Origin of the sequence: Pseudomonas savastanoi, assembly GCF_020917325.1 — a bacterium.
Lineage (GTDB): Bacteria > Pseudomonadota > Gammaproteobacteria > Pseudomonadales > Pseudomonadaceae > Aquipseudomonas > Aquipseudomonas amygdali.
Window position 1 is genome coordinate 1886649 of record NZ_CP076652.1, and the last position, 19185, is coordinate 1905833.

General features: G+C 60.0%; 11 protein-coding genes and 1 other RNA gene. 7 read left to right on the top strand and 5 right to left on the bottom strand.

The annotated features are described in order from the left end of the window. The first annotated feature begins 63 nt into the window (after positions 1 to 63). Positions 64 to 816: a GntR family transcriptional regulator gene (locus KP808_RS08290; RefSeq protein ID WP_057430756.1), complete on the top strand. Its 753-nt coding sequence runs from the start codon at positions 64 to 66 to the stop codon at positions 814 to 816. A gap of 333 nt (positions 817 to 1149) precedes the next feature. Here the strand turns inward: KP808_RS08290 and guaD are convergent, their stop codons facing one another. From guaD to xdhA, 4 genes are read right to left on the bottom strand one after another with little or no spacing between them, the layout of a single operon-like run. After that, positions 1150 to 2463 carry a guanine deaminase gene (guaD, locus tag KP808_RS08295; RefSeq protein WP_058409764.1) on the bottom strand — a complete coding sequence of 438 codons (1314 nt, stop codon included), beginning with the start codon at positions 2461 to 2463 and terminating at the stop codon, positions 1150 to 1152. A 17-nt stretch (positions 2464 to 2480) separates the two neighbouring features. Next, positions 2481 to 3320 (bottom strand): xanthine dehydrogenase accessory protein XdhC, encoded by an 840-nt coding sequence (gene xdhC, locus KP808_RS08300; protein ID WP_058409763.1) that lies wholly within the window; start codon positions 3318 to 3320, stop codon positions 2481 to 2483. Continuing rightward, the gene (gene xdhB, locus KP808_RS08305) at positions 3317 to 5836 is read right to left on the bottom strand and encodes a xanthine dehydrogenase molybdopterin binding subunit (protein ID WP_058409762.1); all 2520 of its coding nucleotides are present in this window, start codon (positions 5834 to 5836) and stop codon (positions 3317 to 3319) included. Before xdhB ends, xdhC begins: the two co-directional genes overlap by 4 nt. Then, complete coding sequence (xdhA, locus tag KP808_RS08310) at positions 5829 to 7283, bottom strand: xanthine dehydrogenase small subunit (RefSeq protein WP_230018061.1); 1455 nt, start codon at positions 7281 to 7283, stop codon at positions 5829 to 5831. The genes xdhB and xdhA overlap by 8 nt, the downstream gene beginning before the upstream one ends. A 276-nt stretch (positions 7284 to 7559) precedes the next feature. Between xdhA and KP808_RS08315 the strand changes: the two genes are divergently transcribed. The 5 genes from KP808_RS08315 (at position 7560) to KP808_RS08335 (ending at position 18184) form a co-directional block, all read left to right on the top strand. Beyond that, a complete protein-coding gene (locus KP808_RS08315; protein WP_058401976.1) occupies positions 7560 to 8219 on the top strand; it encodes a GntR family transcriptional regulator in 660 nt (219 codons plus the stop codon). Between the two features lie 4 nt (positions 8220 to 8223). Continuing rightward, positions 8224 to 11712 (top strand): chromosome segregation protein SMC, encoded by a 3489-nt coding sequence (gene smc / locus KP808_RS08320; protein ID WP_058409761.1) that lies wholly within the window; start codon positions 8224 to 8226, stop codon positions 11710 to 11712. 250 nt (positions 11713 to 11962) lie between these two features. Then, positions 11963 to 12832: a cell division protein ZipA gene (gene zipA / locus KP808_RS08325; RefSeq protein ID WP_004665852.1), complete on the top strand. Its 870-nt coding sequence runs from the start codon at positions 11963 to 11965 to the stop codon at positions 12830 to 12832. Between the two features lie 129 nt (positions 12833 to 12961). Further along, positions 12962 to 15325, top strand: a complete 2364-nt coding sequence (ligA, locus tag KP808_RS08330) for an NAD-dependent DNA ligase LigA (protein WP_230018063.1) — start codon at positions 12962 to 12964, stop codon at positions 15323 to 15325. A 1695-nt stretch (positions 15326 to 17020) separates the two neighbouring features. After that, positions 17021 to 18184, top strand: coding sequence for a zinc-binding metallopeptidase family protein (locus KP808_RS08335; RefSeq protein WP_230018065.1), 1164 nt, complete (start codon positions 17021 to 17023; stop codon positions 18182 to 18184). 52 nt (positions 18185 to 18236) lie between these two features. On the opposite strand, the gene KP808_RS08340 is transcribed toward KP808_RS08335, so the two are convergent. Further along, a complete protein-coding gene (locus KP808_RS08340) occupies positions 18237 to 18725 on the bottom strand; it encodes a GNAT family N-acetyltransferase (protein WP_230018067.1) in 489 nt (162 codons plus the stop codon). A gap of 226 nt (positions 18726 to 18951) precedes the next feature. Between KP808_RS08340 and ffs the strand changes: the two genes are divergently transcribed. Continuing rightward, an RNA gene (gene ffs / locus KP808_RS08345) (signal recognition particle sRNA small type) lies at positions 18952 to 19048 on the top strand. Positions 19049 to 19185 lie beyond the last annotated feature (137 nt).

A 19185-nucleotide genomic window follows, 5' to 3' on the forward strand; every position in this document is an offset into this window, starting at 1 on the left:
CGGTTTTGCCCTGTGTACAATGCGCCAGTCCCAAAGCCGTAATCCATCTGCGCACGAGTGCCCATGAACGACCAGTCCCTGCCTCTCAAGAAACAGCCGCGCGGCACGACCAGCGCCAGCCGCAGCGTTACTCAGGACGATATCGTTTACGAGCATATTTTCGATGCCATTCTGGAGCAGCGGCTGGCGCCGGGCACCAAATTGAGTGAAGAGGCGCTGGGCGAGATCTTTGGTGTCAGCCGCACCATCATTCGTCGCGCTCTATCGCGGTTGGGGCACGAAGGTGTGGTGCTGTTGCGGCCTAATCGTGGCGCTGTGGTCGCCAGCCCCAGCGTCGAAGAGGCGCGACAGGTATTTTTTGCCCGGCGCATGGTCGAGAAGGCAATCACTGAACTGGCAGTCGCGCACGCCACTGCCGAGCAACTGGTCGAGCTGCGCCAGATGGTCAGCGACGAGCGCGACAGCTTTGCCCGCGGTGATCGAGGTGCAGGCATCCGTCTCTCCGGTGAATTCCATCTGCAACTGGCCGTAGCCGCCAGAAACGCGCCGCTGATCAGCTTCCAGCGCAGTCTGGTATCGCAGACTTCATTGATTATTGCCCAGTACGAAACCGGCAACCGCACACATTGTTCCTACGACGAGCACACCCAGTTGATCGACGCCATCGAAGCGCGCGATGCGCCGCTCGCCGTCGAGTTGATGATGCATCACATGGACCACATCGACGGCAAGCTCAACCTCGACCAGGACAGTGCCTCGGACGATTTGCATGCGGTGTTCTCGCACGTCATGGGTCGGAAAAAGACCGGGCGTTGAGGCCTTCGGATAATCGTGCGACGCTCCGCGTCGTCATGCCGTTCCGGACGCTCTGCGTCCTCTTGCGACGCAGAGCGTCGAGACCTGCATTCCCACGCGGAGCGTAGGGAACGATAACGAAGCTTTGACCATCGTGCGACGCTCTGCGTCGCATGCCGATCTGGACGCTCTGCGTCCTCTTGCGACGCAGAGCGTCGAGACCTGCATTCCCACGCGGAGCGTAGGGAACGATAACGAACCTTTGACCATCGTGCGACGCTCCGCGTCGCATGCCGTTCCGGACGCTCTGCGTCCTCTTGACGACGCAGAGCCTGCGTGAGCGTGAGGGACGATTTAGCCCCGCTCATGCACCAAACGCCCACCCGACCAGGTTTGCTTCACTGTCCGGTCATCACCGATGGTCATCAGCACAAACAGAATCTCTTCGATGTCTTTAGCCTGTTTCAAACGGTATGACAGCAGCGGGGTGGCGTTGTAATCCAGCACCAGAAAGTCGGCTTCGTTACCGGGCTTCAAGCTGCCGACCTTGTCCTCCAGTCGCAATGCGCGTGCGCCGCCCAATGTCGCCAGATAGAGCGACTTGAACGGATTGAGCCGTGCGCCCTGCATCTGCATGACCTTGTAGGCTTCGTTCAAGGTCTGCAGAATCGAAAAGCTGGTGCCGCCGCCCACATCGGTGCCAACCCCGACATTCACCTTGTGCTTTTCGGCCATCGGCAGGTTGAACAGGCCGCTGCCCAGAAACAGGTTGGAGGTCGGGCAGAAGGCAATCGCCGAACCGGTTTGCGCCAGTCGTGCGCACTGTTCGTCGCACAAGTGCACGCCATGGGCGAACACCGAGCGCTCGCCGAGCAGGTTGAAGTGATCGTAGACGTCCAGGTAATGCTTGCGCTCGGGGAACAGCGCCTTGACCCACTCGATCTCCTGAAGGTTTTCGCTGATGTGGGTCTGCATGTACAGGCCGGGATACTCAGTAAGCAACTGCCCAGCCAGGCTCAATTGCTCCGGGCTGCTGGTCGGCGCGAATCGCGGGGTCACTGCGTAGCTCAAACGCCCTTTACCGTGCCAGCGTTCGATCAGCGACTTGCTGTCGGCGTACCCGGATTCCGGCGTATCAACCAGATAATCCGGCGCATTGCGGTCCATCATCACCTTGCCGGCGATCATGCGCAGATCGAGTGCCTGAGCCGCACTGAAAAACGCCTCGACCGACTCTTTATGCACGCTGCCGAACACCAGCGCTGTGGTCGTGCCGTTGCGCAGCAGTTCCTTGATGAAGATGTCGGCCACCTGCGCCGAATGCTCGGGGTCGGCGAACTGGCTTTCGCAGGGGAAGGTGTAGGTGTTGAGCCAGTCGAGCAGTTGTTCGCCGTAGGCACCGATCATGCCGGTTTGTGGCAAGTGGATATGGGTGTCGATGAAGCCCGGTGTGATCAGTGCGTCCGGGTATTCGATCAGCTCGACATCGCCGTCGAGGCTATCGAGCAAATCGTCAGCATTGCCCACTGAAATGATTTTGCCGTTTTCGACCAGCAACAGGCCATCGGCAAAATACTCATAAGACGCCCCCACTGCCACCTCCGCGGGGTCGGCAATGCTGTGAAGGATGGCGGCGCGGTAGGCTTTACGGCGGGAAACTGAACTCATGGCACTCTCGTTGTGACTCATTGCGACTGACTGCGGCGTGATTCGGGCAGCAGTCTGGCGATTGGTTCGGCATTGGCACTGTGCTGGCCAAAGCTTGCGTTGTAGGTGGCGATTATTTCTGCGGCGATGGACACCGCGATCTCGATGGGCAACTTGCCTTTGACTTCCTCCAGGCCCATCGGGCAACGCATGCGTTGCAGCAGGCTGGCGTCAAAACCGCGTTCCCGCAAGCGATGTTCGAATTTGACGCGCTTGGTTTTCGAGCCGATCAGCCCGAAGTAAGTAAAGTCGCCGCGTTTTAGGATCGCAGCAGTCAGCTCAAGGTCCAGTTGATGGTTGTGGGTCATGACAATGCAGTAAGTGCCGACAGGCAACTGCGCGACCTCGTCGGCCGGCTCTTCACTGATGATCTTCAACACGCCCTCGGGCATCGGCTCGGGGAATTCGTTCTCACGTGCGTCGATCCAGCGCACCCGGCAGGGCAGGCTGGCGAGCAGTGGCACCAGTGCACGGCCGACATGACCGGCACCAAACACGGCGATCTGCGCGACGGGCTCGCCCATCGGTTCGAACAACAGCACGTTCACGCCGCCGCAGCACTGGCCCAGGCTTGCGCCGAGGTTGAAACGTTCCAGACGCGTCTGCCGGGTGCCGCTGGCGAGCATCTCGCGGGCGATTTGCATGGCCTTGTATTCCAGGTGCCCGCCGCCGATGGTGTCGTGAATATGCTCGGCACAGACCACCATCTTCGAGCCGGCATTGCGTGGCGTCGAGCCCAGCTCCTCGATGATGGTCACCAGGATGCCGGCTTCTCCACGGGCCTGTAGCTCGGCCAGGGCGCTGATCCAGTTGTTCATTTCTGCTCCAGGACCGAGTGATCCAGGCCCGGCGCCTTCGCGAGCAGGCTCGCTCCCACGGGGGCATCCTGACTAGGTGAAGGCGAGCCTGGCGAAGCTTCACTTACCCGCGAAGGGGCGGAAACAATCGGCTCGGCACCTTCGCCGGATGCGCGACGCGCAGCGCTTTTCTGGCGCATCTGCTCACAGCCCCACAACACTTTTTCCGGAGTTGCAGGCGCGTCAATGTCCGGTTGATGGCGATAATCACCCAGGCTCGCCACAGCGTCCTTGATTGCGCACCAGGCAGCGATGCCGAGCATGAACGGTGGCTCGCCCACTGCCTTGGAGTGGAATACGGTGTCTTCCGGGTTCTTGCGGTTCTCCACCAGCTTGATGCGCAGATCAAGCGGCATGTCCGCCACCGCAGGGATCTTGTAGGACGCCGGGCCGCTGGTCATCAGCTTGCCCTTGTCGTTCCACACCAGTTCCTCGGTGGTCAGCCAGCCTGCGCCTTGAATGTAGCCGCCTTCGACCTGGCCGATATCGATGGCCGGGTTCAGCGAGGCACCGACGTCGTGCAGAATGTCGGTGCGCAACATTTTGTACTCGCCTGTCAGCGTGTCGACGATGACCTCGACGCAGGCCGCACCAAACGCGTAGTAATAGAACGGTCGGCCCCGCGCCTGGCTGCGGTCATAGAAAATCTTCGGCGTCTTGTAATAGCCGGTGCTGGACAACGAAACCTGGCCCATCCAGGCCAATTGCGCCAGCTCGGCGAAGGGCAGGAAAATATCGCCGATCCGCACATGGCCGTTGCGAAACTCGACTTCTGTTTCTGCCACCTGATAGTGCCGGGCTGCGAACTCCACCAGCCGCCGCTTGAGGGTTTCAGCGGCATTCTGCGCGGCCTTGCCGTTCAGGTCGGTGCCGCTTGAGGCGGCGGTAGGCGAGGTGTTCGGCACCTTGTCGGTGTTGGTGGCGGTGATCTGAATACGGTCAATGTCCACCTGAAACACTTCAGCCACGACCTGCGCGACTTTGGTGTTCAAACCCTGGCCCATTTCGGTGCCGCCATGGTTCAGGTGGATGCTGCCGTCGGTGTAGATGTGAATCAGCGCGCCTGCCTGATTGAGGAAGCTGGCGGTAAAGGAAATGCCGAATTTGACCGGCGTCAGCGCCAGCCCTTTTTTCAGGATCGGGCTTCCGGCATTGAACGTGCGAATGGCTTCGCGGCGCTCGGCATACTGGCTGCTCTGTTCGAGGTCGGCGGTCATCTCTTCCAGCAGGTTGTGCTCGACCGTCTGGTAATAGTGCGTGACGTTACGCTCGGTCTTGCCGTAATAGTTGGCCTTGCGCACCGCCAGCGGGTCCTTGCCGAGGAAGCGCGCGATGCAGTCCATGACCTCTTCGATGGCGACCATGCCTTGCGGGCCGCCAAAGCCACGGTAGGCCGTGTTGGACGCAGTGTGAGTCTTGCAGCGATGGCCGTTGACCGTGGCTTCGCCCAGATAGTAGGCGTTGTCGGCGTGAAACATGGCGCGGTCGACAATCGACGCAGACAGGTCCGGCGAGTAGCCGCAGTTGCCTGCCAGATCCAGCTCTATACCCTGCAAACGACCCGCGTCGTCGAAGCCCACGTCGTACTCGATGTAGAACGGGTGGCGCTTGCCGGTCATCTGCATGTCTTCAAAGCGTTGCAGGCGCATCTTGGTGGGCTGGCCGGTCAGCCGGGCAATCACGGCGCACAGGCAGGCCGGGCTCGCCGCCTGAGTTTCCTTGCCGCCAAAGCCACCGCCCATGCGCCTCATGTCGACCACGATGCGGTTCATCGGCACGCCCAGCACCTCGGCCACCAGCTTCTGGATTTCTGTGGGGTTCTGGGTCGAGCAATAGACAATCATGCCGCCGTCTTCAGTCGGCATCACCGAGGATATCTGGGTTTCCAGGTAAAAATGTTCCTGACCGCCGATGTGCAGGTTGCCCTGCAAACGGTGGGTTGCGCCTGCCAGCGCTGCGGCCGAGTCGCCACGTTTGTGCGTGTGGCTGTCGAGCACAAAGTGTTTCTGACGCAGCGCCTGAACCACATCCAGCACCGGCTCCAGGTCCTCATATTCGATAATCGCCGCCATTGCCGCCTGCCGGGCAATGTCCAGATCGCGAGCAGCAACGGCAAGCACCGGTTGACCGACAAACTCCACCGTGTCGATGGCCAGCAGCGGATCGCCGGGCAGCAACGGTCCGATATCCTTCAGCCCCGGAATATCCTGATGGGTAATCGCGATGCGTACGCCGTCGAAGGCGTAGCAGGGCGAGGTGTCGATGCTGATGATTCGCGCGTGGGCACGGTCGGAAAGACGTGCGTACACATGCAACTGATTGGGAAACTCCAGGCGATCATCGATATACACCGCTTCGCCGGACACATGCTTGTCGGCGCTGTCATGCTTGACGCTGCGACCGACGCCAGTGCTCAAGCCCTGCTGGAACACGGCGAGCATTTCGGCCTGGGTAATGGATGGGGAATGCTCAGACATAGTCAGTCACCCGCGTTGCGACGGCAGGCGTCTGCACTTCGATGAAATACTTGCGCAGCAGGTTCTGCGCGCTCAACAGGCGATATTCCTTGCTGGCACGGAAGTCCGACAGCGGCGTGAAATCTTCGCTGAGTGCGGCGCAGGCCTGCTCAACGGTTTCATTACTCCACGGCTGGCCGACCAGGGCCCGCTCGCAGGCCGCTGCGCGCTTGGGAATCGCCGCCATGCCGCCATAGGCGACACGTGCCTCGCGGATCACGCCGTCTTCTATCGTCAGGCGGAACGCCGCACAGACTGCCGAGATGTCGTCATCCAGGCGTTTGGAGACTTTATAGGCACGAAAGGTCTGCAGTGGATTGGCGGTCGGCACGATGATCTTTTCGATGAACTCACTCTCCTGGCGAGCCGTGACCTTGTAGTCGATGAAGTAATCCTCCAGCGCCAGAGTGCGCTGGCCGTTGCCTTTGCGCAGCACGATCTGCGCACCAAGGGCGATCAGCAGGGGCGGTGAGTCGCCGATGGGCGAGGCATTGCCGATATTGCCGCCCAGCGTGCCCTGATTACGGATCTGCAACGAGGCGAAGCGTTGTAGTAACTCGCCAAAGTCCGGGTATTCGGCCTTGAGTGCTGCATAAAAATCGGTCAGCGGAGTGGCTGCGCCGATCTCCAGGCGGTCTTCGAAACGCTTCACGCCCTTCATCTCGTCGATGTGTCCGACGTAAATCATCACCGGCAATTGTTTGTGAAACTGCGTGACTTCCAGGGCCAGATCGGTGCCGCCGGCCAGCAGGCGCGCCTGCGGATGGCTTCCATAAAGGTCAGCCAGGTCCGCCACGGTCAGCGGAATGAAGCAGCTTTTTTCGCCGTCGCTCAGTGCTTCGGTCTGGCCTGGCGTGATTGCTCGCAGGCGCTCGACAGTCTGAGCCTGGCGCTGATCGAACTGGTCCGGCTGGCGCTGGCTGCAAGACTGCTCGGCGGCGGCCAGAATAGGGCGATAACCGGTGCAGCGGCACAAATTGCCTGCCAGCGCTTCGTGGGCCTGGTGCGCGTTGGCGTCGCTGCTGTTCTTTTGCAGGGCAAACAGCGACATCACAAAGCCCGGGGTACAAAAGCCGCATTGCGAGCCGTGACACTCGACCATCGCTTGTTGCACGCTGTGCAACTGACCCTGGTGCTTGAGGTCCTCGACGCTGATCAATTGTTTGCCGTGCAGCGACGCCATGAACGTCAGGCACGAATTGAGGCTGCGATAACGCAGCGTTTGCTTGCCGTCGGCGTCACTGTGCAACTCGCCAACCACGACGGTGCAGGCACCGCAGTCGCCACTGGCACAACCTTCCTTGGTACCGGGCTTGTGTGCCTGCTCACGCAGGTAGGTCAGCACGGTCATGTTCGGATTCAGGCTGCGCTCGGTTTTTAGCTCTTGGTTCAAAAGGAACTGAATCACGGCGCAAAGCCCTCACATTTATTGTCATCAGACATGTCGATGAATCTATCAGCTCTGCTTATTGGGTCAATTTGTTTCTGACTTAAGAGTCAGGAAATTGAGTTTTTCAGCATTCTGCCGATCAAAGACTCTCTGGTTCTTGAATCGCCCATTGGGTTGTATTCAAGGTTTTGCGTATTTCGTGCCAGTTTCCGCTTCTATGGCCCTGCGCCATCCGTACCGGTTGCGCTACACTTCGCGGCTTGCATGCAGAACTGGTTTTTTTGAAGGATAGTCATGACGTTCAAGGCACCGGACAGCCTCGCTGAGCAAATTGCTCATCATCTTGCCGAGCGGATCATTCGCGGTGAGCTCAAGCCTGGAGAGCGTATTCAGGAACAGAAAGTCACGCAGGCGTTGAACGTCAGCCGTGGTTCTGTGCGCGAAGCATTATTGATTCTGGAGCGCCGCCATCTGGTGGTGATCCTGCCGCGTCGTGGGGCACAGGTTACGGTGCTCAACGCGCACAACGTGACCAGCCTGTGTGGCCTGATGAGCGAGTTGTACATTCTGCTGGCCAATGCAGTGGTCGAGCGCTGGCGCACCGAGGATGATCTTGCGCCGTTCGTGCAGATACAACAGCGCCTGCAGGTCAGTTTCGAGCAGCAGGACGTCAAGGCATTTGTCGAAGAGAGCTTCAATGTCATGCGCGCGGCCTATCCGTTCGCCAGCAACCCGTACCTCGAAGAAACGGTCGAGAACCTGCAGCCGTCCATGAGCCGCAGCTATTTCCTCGCGCTCGAGCAACGCAAGGCCGATATGGGCGACTATCTGGCGTTGTTCGACGAGTTGCTTGGCGCGGTGATCGCGCGGGATCTGCCGAAAATTCGTGTAGTGCTGATCGCCTACTGTCAGCGCAGCTGCCAGCTGGTGCTGGCCGCCCTGGCAGCGGACTGACGCCATGCGCCTGAAGTGCATCAAGCTGGCAGGGTTCAAGTCGTTCGTCGATCCCACCACGGTGAACTTCCCCAGTAACATGGCGGCCGTTGTCGGTCCCAATGGCTGTGGCAAATCCAACATCATCGACGCCGTGCGCTGGGTCATGGGCGAAAGCTCGGCCAAGAACCTGCGCGGCGAGTCGATGACCGACGTCATCTTCAATGGCTCCACCAGCCGCAAACCGGTCAGCCAGGCGAGTATCGAGCTGGTGTTCGATAACTCCGACGGCACGCTGGTCGGCGAGTACGCGGCGTATGCGGAAATCTCCATTCGCCGCAAAGTGACCCGCGACAGCCAGAACAGCTACTACCTCAACGGCACCAAATGCCGCCGTCGCGACATTACCGACATCTTCCTTGGCACCGGCCTGGGGCCACGCAGCTATTCGATCATCGAGCAGGGCATGATCTCCAAGCTGATCGAAGCCAAGCCTGAAGACCTGCGCAACTTTATTGAAGAAGCCGCCGGGATCTCCAAATACAAGGAGCGACGTCGGGAAACCGAAAACCGTATTCGCCGCACCCACGAGAACCTGGCGCGCCTGACTGACCTTCGGGAAGAACTCGAGCGTCAGCTGGAGCGTCTGCACCGACAGGCTCAGGCCGCCGAGAAGTATCAGGAATACAAGGCCGAAGAACGCCAGTTGAAGGCGCAACTGTCGGCTCTGCGCTGGCAGGCGTTGAATGATCTGGTGGGGCAGCGCGAGGCAGTGATCGGCAATCAGGAGATCGGTTTTGAAGCGCTGGTGGCTGATCAGCGCAGCGCCGATGCCAGCATCGAAAGGCTGCGCGACGGCCATCATGATCTGTCCGAACGCTTCAACCTGGTGCAGGGCCGTTTTTATTCGGTCGGTGGCGACATTGCTCGCGTCGAGCAGAGCATCCAGCACGGTCAGCAGCGGCTGCGCCAATTGCAGGACGACCTGCGCGAAGCCGAACGCGCCCGCCAGGAAACCGAATCCCATCTTGGCCACGACACCACCTTGCTTGCCACCCTGGGCGAAGAGCTGCAGATGCTTGAGCCCGAGCAGGAAATGACCAGCGCGGCCGCCGAAGAATCGGCCATTGCCCTGGAGGACGCCGAAGCGGCCATGCAGGGCTGGCAGGAGAAGTGGGACGTCTTCAATCAGCAATCCGCCGAGCCACAGCGCCAGGCGCAGGTCCAGCAGTCGCGCATTCAGCAACTTGAACAAAGCATCGAACGCCTGGCCGAACGCCAGCGGCGTCTGGCCGAAGAGCGTCAGTTGCTGGCCGCCGACCCTGAAGATGCGGCCATTCTGGAGTTGAGCGAAGACCTCGCCACCCGTGACATGACCCTTGAGGAGCTGCACGCGGGCGAAGAGCAGGCGGTAGAGCGTCTGGAGCAACTGCGTGAAGCTTTGCAGCAGGCCAGTCAGGCGCAACAGCAGGCGCAGGGCGAGCTGCAACGTCTCAACGGGCGTTTGGCTTCCCTGGAAGCGCTGCAGCAGGCCGCACTTGACCCGGACACCGGCACCGCCGAATGGCTGCGCGATCAGCAACTGGCCGAGCGCCCGCGTCTGGCCGAAGGGCTGAGCGTCGAAGCGGGCTGGGAGCTGGCGGTGGAGACCGTGCTCGGCGCGGATTTGCAGGCTGTGCTGGTGGATGACTTCGACGCGCTTGATCTGGCGAACTTCCAGCAGGGTGATCTGCGCTTGCTCAGCGCCGGTGCCGATACGGTGCGGGTGCCTGGCAGCCTGCTGGAGAAAGTGGACAGTACGGTTGATCTGTCCGCCTGGCTGGGCCAGGTGATTCCGGTCGAGGATCTGGATGAAGCGCTGGCGCGACGTGCGCAACTCAGCGCCGGGCAAAGCCTGATCAGCCGTGACGGCTATTGGGTCGGGCGGCACTTTTTACGTGTGCGACGTGCCAGCGAGGCGCAGAGTGGCGTGCTGGCGCGGGGGCAGGAATTACAAAGGCTGGGCCTGGAGCGTGATGAGCGCGAAGCGACGCTGGCTACGCTTGAAGAGCAATTGCTGGTGCTACGCGAGCAACAGTCGCAGGAGGAAGAAGCCCGCGAGCAACTGCGCCGCCGCGTGCAGGACGAAACCCGTCAGCAAAGCGAACTTAAAGCGCAACTGTCGGCGGTCAGGGTAAAGGTCGAGCAGTTGACCCTGCGTCGTACTCGTCTGGACGAAGAACTGGCCGAGCTGGGCGAGCAACGCGCTGTCGAGCACGAGCACCTCGGCGAATCGCGCCTGCAATTGCAGGATGCACTGGACAGCATGGCGCAGGATACCGAGCAGCGCGAAGTGCTTCAGGCGCAGCGTGATGCGCTGCGCGAGCGTCTGGATAGGATTCGTCAGGATGCGCGGCAGCACAAGGATCACAGTCATCAACTGGCGGTGCGTCTGGGCTCGCTCAAGGCGCAGTACGATTCGACGCGTCAGGCGCTGGAGCGCCTGCGTATGCAGTCCGAGAGACTGACCGAAAAGCGCGAGCAACTGAGTCTGAATCTGGAGGAGGGCGAGGCACCGCTTGAAGAACTGCGCCTCAAGCTTGAAGAGCTGCTGGAGCGGCGCATGGTGGTCGATGATGAAATGCGCATCGCCAAGAACGCCCTCGAAGACGCTGACCGCGAACTGCGTGAAGCCGAAAAGCGCCGGACCCAGGCTGAGCAGCAATCGCAGCTGTTGCGCGGCCAGCTTGAGCAGCAACGCCTGGAATGGCAGTCGCTGACGGTGCGCCGCACGGCGTTGCAGGACCAATTGCATGAGGACGGCTACGACCTGCACGGCGTGCTCGCCACGTTGACCCCCGAGGCCAGCGAGCAGGCCGCCGAGCAGCAACTGGAGAGCATCGCCGGGCGTATTCAGCGTCTGGGAGCGATCAACCTTGCCGCCATTGACGAGTACCAGCAGCAATCCGAACGCAAGCGTTATCTGGATGCGCAGGATGCTGATCTGGTGGAAGCACTCGACACGCTGGAAAACGTCATCCGCAAGATCGATAAAGAAACCCGAAACCGCTTCAAAGATACCTTCGATCAGATAAATAGCGGAATTCAGGCACTTTTCCCAAAAGTTTTCGGTGGTGGCTCCGCTTATTTGGAACTGACGGGCGAAGATTTACTCGATACAGGGGTGACAATCATGGCGCGCCCTCCCGGCAAGAAGAACAGCACCATTCATCTGCTGTCGGGTGGGGAAAAAGCCTTGACTGCACTGGCGCTGGTTTTTGCCATTTTCAAACTCAATCCTGCGCCGTTTTGCATGCTTGATGAGGTGGATGCGCCGCTGGATGACGCCAACGTGGGTCGCTATGCGCGGTTGGTGAAAGAAATGTCACAAACTGTTCAGTTCATCTACATCACCCACAACAAGATCGCCATGGAAATGGCTGACCAATTGATGGGGGTGACGATGCATGAACCAGGCTGTTCGCGGCTGGTAGCGGTGGATGTAGAGCAGGCGATGGCGCTTGTGGATGCCTGAGTTCTGGCTTGATTCAGTCGGGAAATCGTTGCGCAAGGGCCCGAAAATTTGACGTTTGTGTGATAGATGGCACTTTGGGCGGCGAAGAGACGTAACAGACGGTGTAAAGTTACCTTTGGTCGTGCTAGTTTAGTGACCACTTTTTATTTTCGCGTGGGCAAATTGCCAGTCAGAACATAGACTTGGCACCACGTATTAAAGGGGTTTAGGCCCTTATTTTCAGATTTCTTCATTAGAGGCACTGGATTACATGGAAATCGGTCTGCGCGAGTGGCTGATCGTCATCGGCATAATAGTCATTGCCGGTATTCTTTTTGATGGCTGGCGCCGTATGCGCGGCAGCAAAGGTAAATTGAAATTCAGGCTGGATCGAAGCTTCTCCAATCTTCCGGATGAGGAGGAAACCACGTCGGCCGAAGTGCTCGGGCCGCCCCGTGTGCTGGACACCCACAAGGAACCGCAGCTCGACGAGCATGATTTGCCGTCGATGAGCGCCAGCCCGCGTGAGGGCAAGCGCAGCAACAGTGACAAGCGTGGCAACAGCGACAAGAAGCGCAAGGATGAACCGCAGCAGGGTGACCTGAATCTGGATCTGGACGGCCCGAGCCTGTTCACGGGGCGTGACGATGACTTCCCGGACGACAAGCCTGCCCAGCGCATCACTGAGGACAAGGACCTGCCTCCGGTTGAGGAAGTGCTGGTCATCAGCGTGATTTCGCGCAGTGAAGGCGGCTTCAAGGGCCCTGCGTTGTTGCAGAACATCCTGGAAAGCGGCCTGCGTTTTGGCGAGATGGATATTTTCCACCGTCACGAAAGCATGGCAGGTAACGGCGAAGTGCTGTTCTCGATGGCCAATGCGGTCAAGCCCGGCGTGTTCGATCTGGACGATATCGACCATTTCAGCACCCGTGCCGTGAGCTTCTTCCTTGGTTTGCCAGGCCCGCGTCATCCCAAGCAGGCCTTCGACGTCATGGTTGCCGCAGCCCGCAAGCTGGCCCATGAACTGGATGGCGAGCTGAAAGATGACCAGCGCAGTGTCATGACCGCGCAAACCATCGAGCATTACCGTCAGCGCATCGTTGAATTCGAGCGCCGTGCGTTGACCCAGCGTCGCGGTTAAGCGAATCCTTGTCCACTTCCCGATCAAGAGCATGCTCCGGCGCGCTTTTTCGGGGATTGGGCTTGAACAGAACAGAGCCAACAGATTGAGCAGCCTCGGCTGCTCTTTTGCTTTTTGAGAGAACACCGTATGAAGGCCGTCGAAACCCGAATCCTGGAACTGCGTGCAGAGCTGGATGAGCACAACTACCGCTATCACGTTCTGGATGAGCCCAGCATCCCGGATGTCGAGTACGACCGCCTGTTTCACGAACTCAAGGCCCTTGAGGCAGAAAACCCGCATCTGGTCACGCCGGATTCGCCGACGCAACGGGTTGGCAGCGCCGCTTTGTCGGCGTTCACCCAGGTGCGGCACGAAATGCCGATGCTCAGCCTGGGCAACGCTTTCGAAGAAAACGACATGCTCGAGTTTGACCGGCGCGTAACCGAAGGGCTGGATTTGCCTGCCGGGGACCTGTTTGGTGCGGGCAGCAAGGTGCAGTACAGCTGCGAGCCTAAGCTGGACGGTCTGGCAGTCAGCCTGCTGTATCGCGACGGTGCGCTGGTACGCGGTGCGACGCGTGGGGACGGGACCACCGGCGAGGACATCAGCGTCAATGTGCGCACCGTGCGCAACATCCCGCTCAAGCTGAAAGGCAAGGGCTGGCCTGATGTGCTGGAAGTGCGCGGCGAAGTGTTCATGTCCAAGGCAGGTTTTGAGCGGCTCAACGCCAGCCAGCTGGAAATCGGCGGCAAGACCTTCGCCAACCCGCGCAATGCGGCGGCGGGCAGCCTGCGCCAGCTGGACTCGAAAATCACCGCCAATCGTCCGCTGGAATTCTGCTGCTATGGCCTGGGGCAGACTTCGGCGGAAATCGCCGACACTCACATCGGCGTGCTTGAAACGTTGAAAAAATGGGGCATGCCGGTCAGTCGCGAGCTGAAGCTGGCGAATGGCGTCGAGGAGTGTCTGGCCTATTACCACGATATTGGTGAGCGGCGTCTGGCACTGACTTACGAGATCGACGGCGTGGTGTTCAAGGTCAACAACCTGGCTGCGCAGCGCGAACTGGGTTTTCGCGCCCGCGAGCCGCGCTGGGCAATTGCCCACAAATTCCCGGCCATGGAAGAGCTGACCGAGCTGCTGGATGTCGAATTCCAGGTGGGGCGTACCGGCGCAGTGACGCCGGTCGCGCGCCTCAAGCCGGTCAAGGTGGCTGGCGTCATGGTCGCCAACGCCACGCTGCACAACATGGATGAAGTGGCGCGGCTCGGCCTGATGATTGGCGACACGGTGATCATCCGCCGCGCCGGTGACGTGATTCCTCAGGTGGTGCAGGTGGTTGCCGAGCGCCGCCCCGAGAATGCCAGGGCGGTGCAGGTTCCACAGACCTGCCCGGTGTGCGGCTCGCATGTCGAGCGCACGCAGTTGATCAAGCGTAGCAAGGGCAAGGAAACCGTCACCGAAGGCGCGGTGTATCGCTGCGTCGGGCGTCTGGCCTGCGGTGCGCAACTCAAGCAGGCGATCATCCACTATGTGTCACGTCGTGCGATGGACATCGAAGGGCTTGGCGACAAGACCATCGAGCAACTGGTCGATGAAAAACTCATCGGCTCGCCTGCCGATCTGTACAAGCTGAAATACGAACAGATCATCGACCTCGAAGGCTTTGCCGAAATTTCCAGCAACAAGCTGCTCAAGGCGATTGCCGACAGCCGGCAGCCGACCCTGGCGCGCTTCATCTATGCCCTGGGCATTCCCGATGTGGGCGAGGAGACGGCCAAGGTGCTGGCGCGCTCGCTGGCGTCTCTGGAGCGCGTCAAACAGGCCTTGCCGGAGGTGTTGACTTACCTGCCGGATGTCGGTCTGGAAGTTGCCTACGAAATTCACAGTTTCTTCGAAGACGAGCACAACCGTAACGTCATTGATGCGCTGTTGGGCGAATGCGGACTGCAATTGCAGGATCAGGGCGAGCTGGGTGCCGAATTTGCGGCCAGCACTACGCTCGAAGGGCTGATCGACAAACTGCACATTCCGTCGGTAGGGCCGGGCGCTGCACAGAAACTGGCTGACAGGTTCGGCACGCTGGAGGCCATCATCAGCGCCGATTGGCTGGACATGCGTCAGACGCTGCCGGAGAAACAGGCCAAGTCGGTCCGCGATTTCTTCGACGACAGCGCACATGCCGAGCGCGCCCGCGCCATAGAAGCCCAGCTCAAAGACTTCGGCATGCACTGGCGCAGCGAGAAAAAAACCGTCGAAGGCCTGCCGCTGGCTGGGCAGACCTGGGTGCTGACGGGTTCGCTGGAGCGCATGAGTCGTGACGTCGCCAAGGAAAAACTCGAAAGCCTTGGTGCCAAAGTCTCCGGCTCGGTATCTGCCAAGACCCACACCGTGGTTGCAGGCCCCGGTGCAGGCTCGAAACTGACCAAGGCCAACGAGCTGGGGCTGACCGTACTGGACGAAGATGCGCTGCTAAAACGCCTGACCGAACTGGGCGTGGCGGTTGACTGAGGCAGGCCGACGCTCCGCATTCCCTGATTATCGTGCGACGCTCCGCTTAGGCATGTGTTGATCATCGTGCGGCGCTCCGCGTCGCATGCCGTTCTGGACGCTCTGCGTCCTATCCTGAATGTGATGGTGCGGCGCAGATCTGTGACGCGGAGCGTCACGCACGGCATTCCCACGCTGGAGCGTGCGGAACGATAATCCCAACTACCGTGCAACGCTCCGCTTAGGCATGTATTGATCATCGTGCGGCGCTCCGCGTCGCATGCCGTTCTGGACGCTCTGCGTCCGGTCTTGAGTGTGATGGCGCGGCGTAGATCTGTGACGCAGAGCGTCACGCACGGCGTTCCCACGCTGGAGCGTGCGAAACGATAATCACAACTACCGTGCGACGCTCCGCTTAGGCATGTCTTGATCATCGTGCGACGCTCCGCGTCGCATGCCGTTCTGGACGCTCTGCGTCCTATCCTGAATGTGATGGTGCGGCGCAGATCTGTGACGCGGAGCGTCACGCACGGCATTCCCACGCTGGAGCGTGCGGAACGATAATCCCAACTACCGTGCGACGCTCTGCTTAGGCATGTCTTGATCATCGTGCGACGCTCCGCGTCGCATGCCGTTCTGGACGCTCTGCGTCCTATCCTGAATGTGATGGTGCGGCGCAGATCTGTGACGCAGAGCGTCACGCACGGCATTCCCACGCTGGAGCGTGCGGAACGATAATCCCAACTACCGTGCGATGCTCCGCTTAGGCATGTCTTGATCATCGTGCGACGCTCCGCGTCGCATGCCGTTCTGGACGCTCTGCGTCCGTTCTTGAATGTGCGGCGCAGCGTAGATCTGTGACGCAGAGCGTCACGCACGGCATTCCCACGCTGGAGCGTGCGGAACGATAATCCCAACTACCGTGCGATGCTCTGCTTAGGCATTTGATCATCGTGCGACGCTCCGCGTCGCATGCCGTTCTGGACGCTCTGCGTCCTATCCTGAATGTGATGGTGCGGCGCAGATCTGTGACGCGGAGCGTCACGCACGGCGTTCCCACGCTGGAGCGTGCGGAACGATAATCCCAACTACCGTGCGACGCTCTGCTTAGGCATGTCTTGATCATCGTGCGACGCTCCGCGTCGCATGCCGTTCTGGACGCTCTGCGTCCTATCCTGAATGTGATGGTGCGGCGCAGATCTGTGACGCAGAGCGTCACGCACGGCATTCCCACGCTGGAGCGTGCGGAACGATAATTCCAACTACCGTGTGATGCTCTGCTTAGGCATATCTTGATCATCGTGTGACGCTCCGCGTCGCATGCCGTTCTGGACGCTCTGCGTCCGGTCTTGAATGTGATGGTGCGGCGCAGATCTGTGACGCGGAGCGTCACGCACGGCATTCCCACGCTGGAGCGTGCGAAACGATAATCACAACTACCGTGCGACGCTCCGCTTAGGCATGTCTTGATCATCGTGCGACGCTCCGCGTCGCATGCCGTTCTGGACGCTCTGCGTCCGGTCTTGAATGTGATGGCGCGGCGTAGATCTGTGACCACGCTGGAGCATGCGGAACGATAATCTCAACTATCGTGCGACGCACCGTTTTCGCCCATGCAAACGCCGTCGACGCTATCCGTCCCCGCCGTTCGATAATATTTTGAACCCCTGAAGCGTAGGCATGATCTAGTCCATGCAAGGCCAACGGGAGATCGCCATGTATCGCTTTTTCGAGCAATTGAGTTCACGCATTACCGCCCCATTTGTCGGCGAATCCAAACGTAACAGCAAGGTCTGGCAGTGCACATGCGGCCAGTCGGTGTTTTTCCCCAATTCCCAATGCCTGGCCTGTTCGGCTGCGCTGGGTTACCTGCCCGAGCAGGGCCGCGTGGCTACGCTTGAAGCAGGGCCTGAGCCTACCTGGCGCCTGAGCGACGAACCGGGTGCGGGTCTGTATCGGCGTTGCGCCAACCTCGATACCCCGGCAGCCTGTAACTGGCTGTTTCCGGAGCACAACGCCGGTGAGTTCTGCGTTGCGTGCAGCCTCAATCGCACCATTCCCGACCTGTCCATCGCCGAAAACGGCGAGCGCTGGCGCAAGGTCGAGACCGCCAAGCGTCGTCTGGTTGCGCAGCTGATTTCCCTGGGGTTGCAGGTCATCCCCAAGAGCGTCGATGAAGAAGCCGGCCTGGCCTTTGACTTTGTCGGTGTCGATCTGGAAGGCAAGCTGCCGACCACTGGCCACGCCAATGGCCTGATTACCCTGAACATCGAGGAAGCCGACGACGCACACCGCGAAGCGATGCGCGTGCAGATGCACGAACCCTACCGCACCTTGCTCGGCCATTTCCGCCATGAAGTCGGCCACTATTACTGGGATCGGCTAATCGCCAATACCCACTGGGAGGACGGCTGCCGCAATCTGTTCGGCGACGAGCGCGCCAGCTATGCCGATGCGCTTGATCACCACTATAAAAACGGCGCGCCCGACACCTGGCAGGAAAGCTTCGTCAGTGCCTACGCCACCATGCACCCGTGGGAAGACTGGGCTGAAACCTGGGCTCACTACCTGCACATGATGGACGCGGTCGACACCGCCTTGGGTTTTGGCATGAGCGCCCGCGACATGGAGCTGGACTACCAGCCATTCCCGCTGGAAGTGCTCTACGATCCACAGCACCCAGGCGGCCCGGCGTTCCTGTCGTTCGTCAACGCCTGGATCGAACTGGCCAGCATGCTCAACGAGCTGTCACGCAGCATGGGCCAGCCGGACTTCTATCCGTTCGTGCTGCCTCCGGCGGTAATCGCCAAACTGCACTTCATCCACCTGGTGATTCAGGATGCGGGTGGCAAGGCCGACGAGGTTTTGCAGGCTCAGTAACCCAGGCAGCGTCTGACATCGCTGGATGTCAGGCGCGTGCTCAAACTTCGTATCAAAGTGTCAGCACCAGCCTGCGCTCAAAACCGATCCTTCCGCGGTAAGCCTCTCCGGTGTCCACCCAGCCCTGACCTGCATAAAGCCCGATAGCAGCGCTATTGTCTGCATCGACCGAGAGCATCAAGTGCGTGATGTCCGGCCACTTCAGGCGCAGCGCCGCAGGCAATGCCTGCAAGCACGCCTTGCCTAACCCCTTGCCCTGTTCGCGGTGATCGATCTGCAATGCATGCAGCGTCGCAGCCAGCGTCTCCTGAGCCCAGTTCGGCAGACAATCCCCGCGCTTGAGCAGGAAAAACCCCACCGGTTTATCGTCGCCCAGAAGCACAAAGCCGTAAACATTCGGGCTGGGGTTGACCAGCAGAGTATTGAGCACGGTGTAAATATCGCCGGAGAACTGCATCTGCTCCTGCGTCACTTCAAGGTGTTCGAGCTGTTTACGTTGAGAGGCGTTGAGATCGTGGTAGCCGACCAATCGAGTCTGCATGGGCAACCTGCTGGCTGATTATTATTGAGGCGGGCAGGGTACAGGATCGAATGAGGGTGTTTCGAGGATTTGTCACACCGACGGCCGATACCGCTTTGCGTTTCAGCCCCGGCACACAAGTGCTTGAGCCTCCTCGAAATTTTTATCCGAACCAACGGTTGTAAACTCACGCCAGACCGGTACAATGGCGCGGCTCGCCAACTGGTGAGTGTCGTTATGGTGACCCCATCGGTCCCCCCGCAACGATTACCCGTGAACCTGGTCAGATCCGGAAGGAAGCAGCCACAGCGGGAACATTGTGTGCCGGGGTGTGGCTGGTGGGGGCACCACCTTAACGAATCCTTAGTCGGCCCTCGACGCAGTTGCACTGAAATCTCCACATCCCCGATTACCACCCAACCATCTCCGTGTGCCGAGTGCGTTAGCTGTTCCTGCGCCTGTATGCCATGCCCGATGTGAA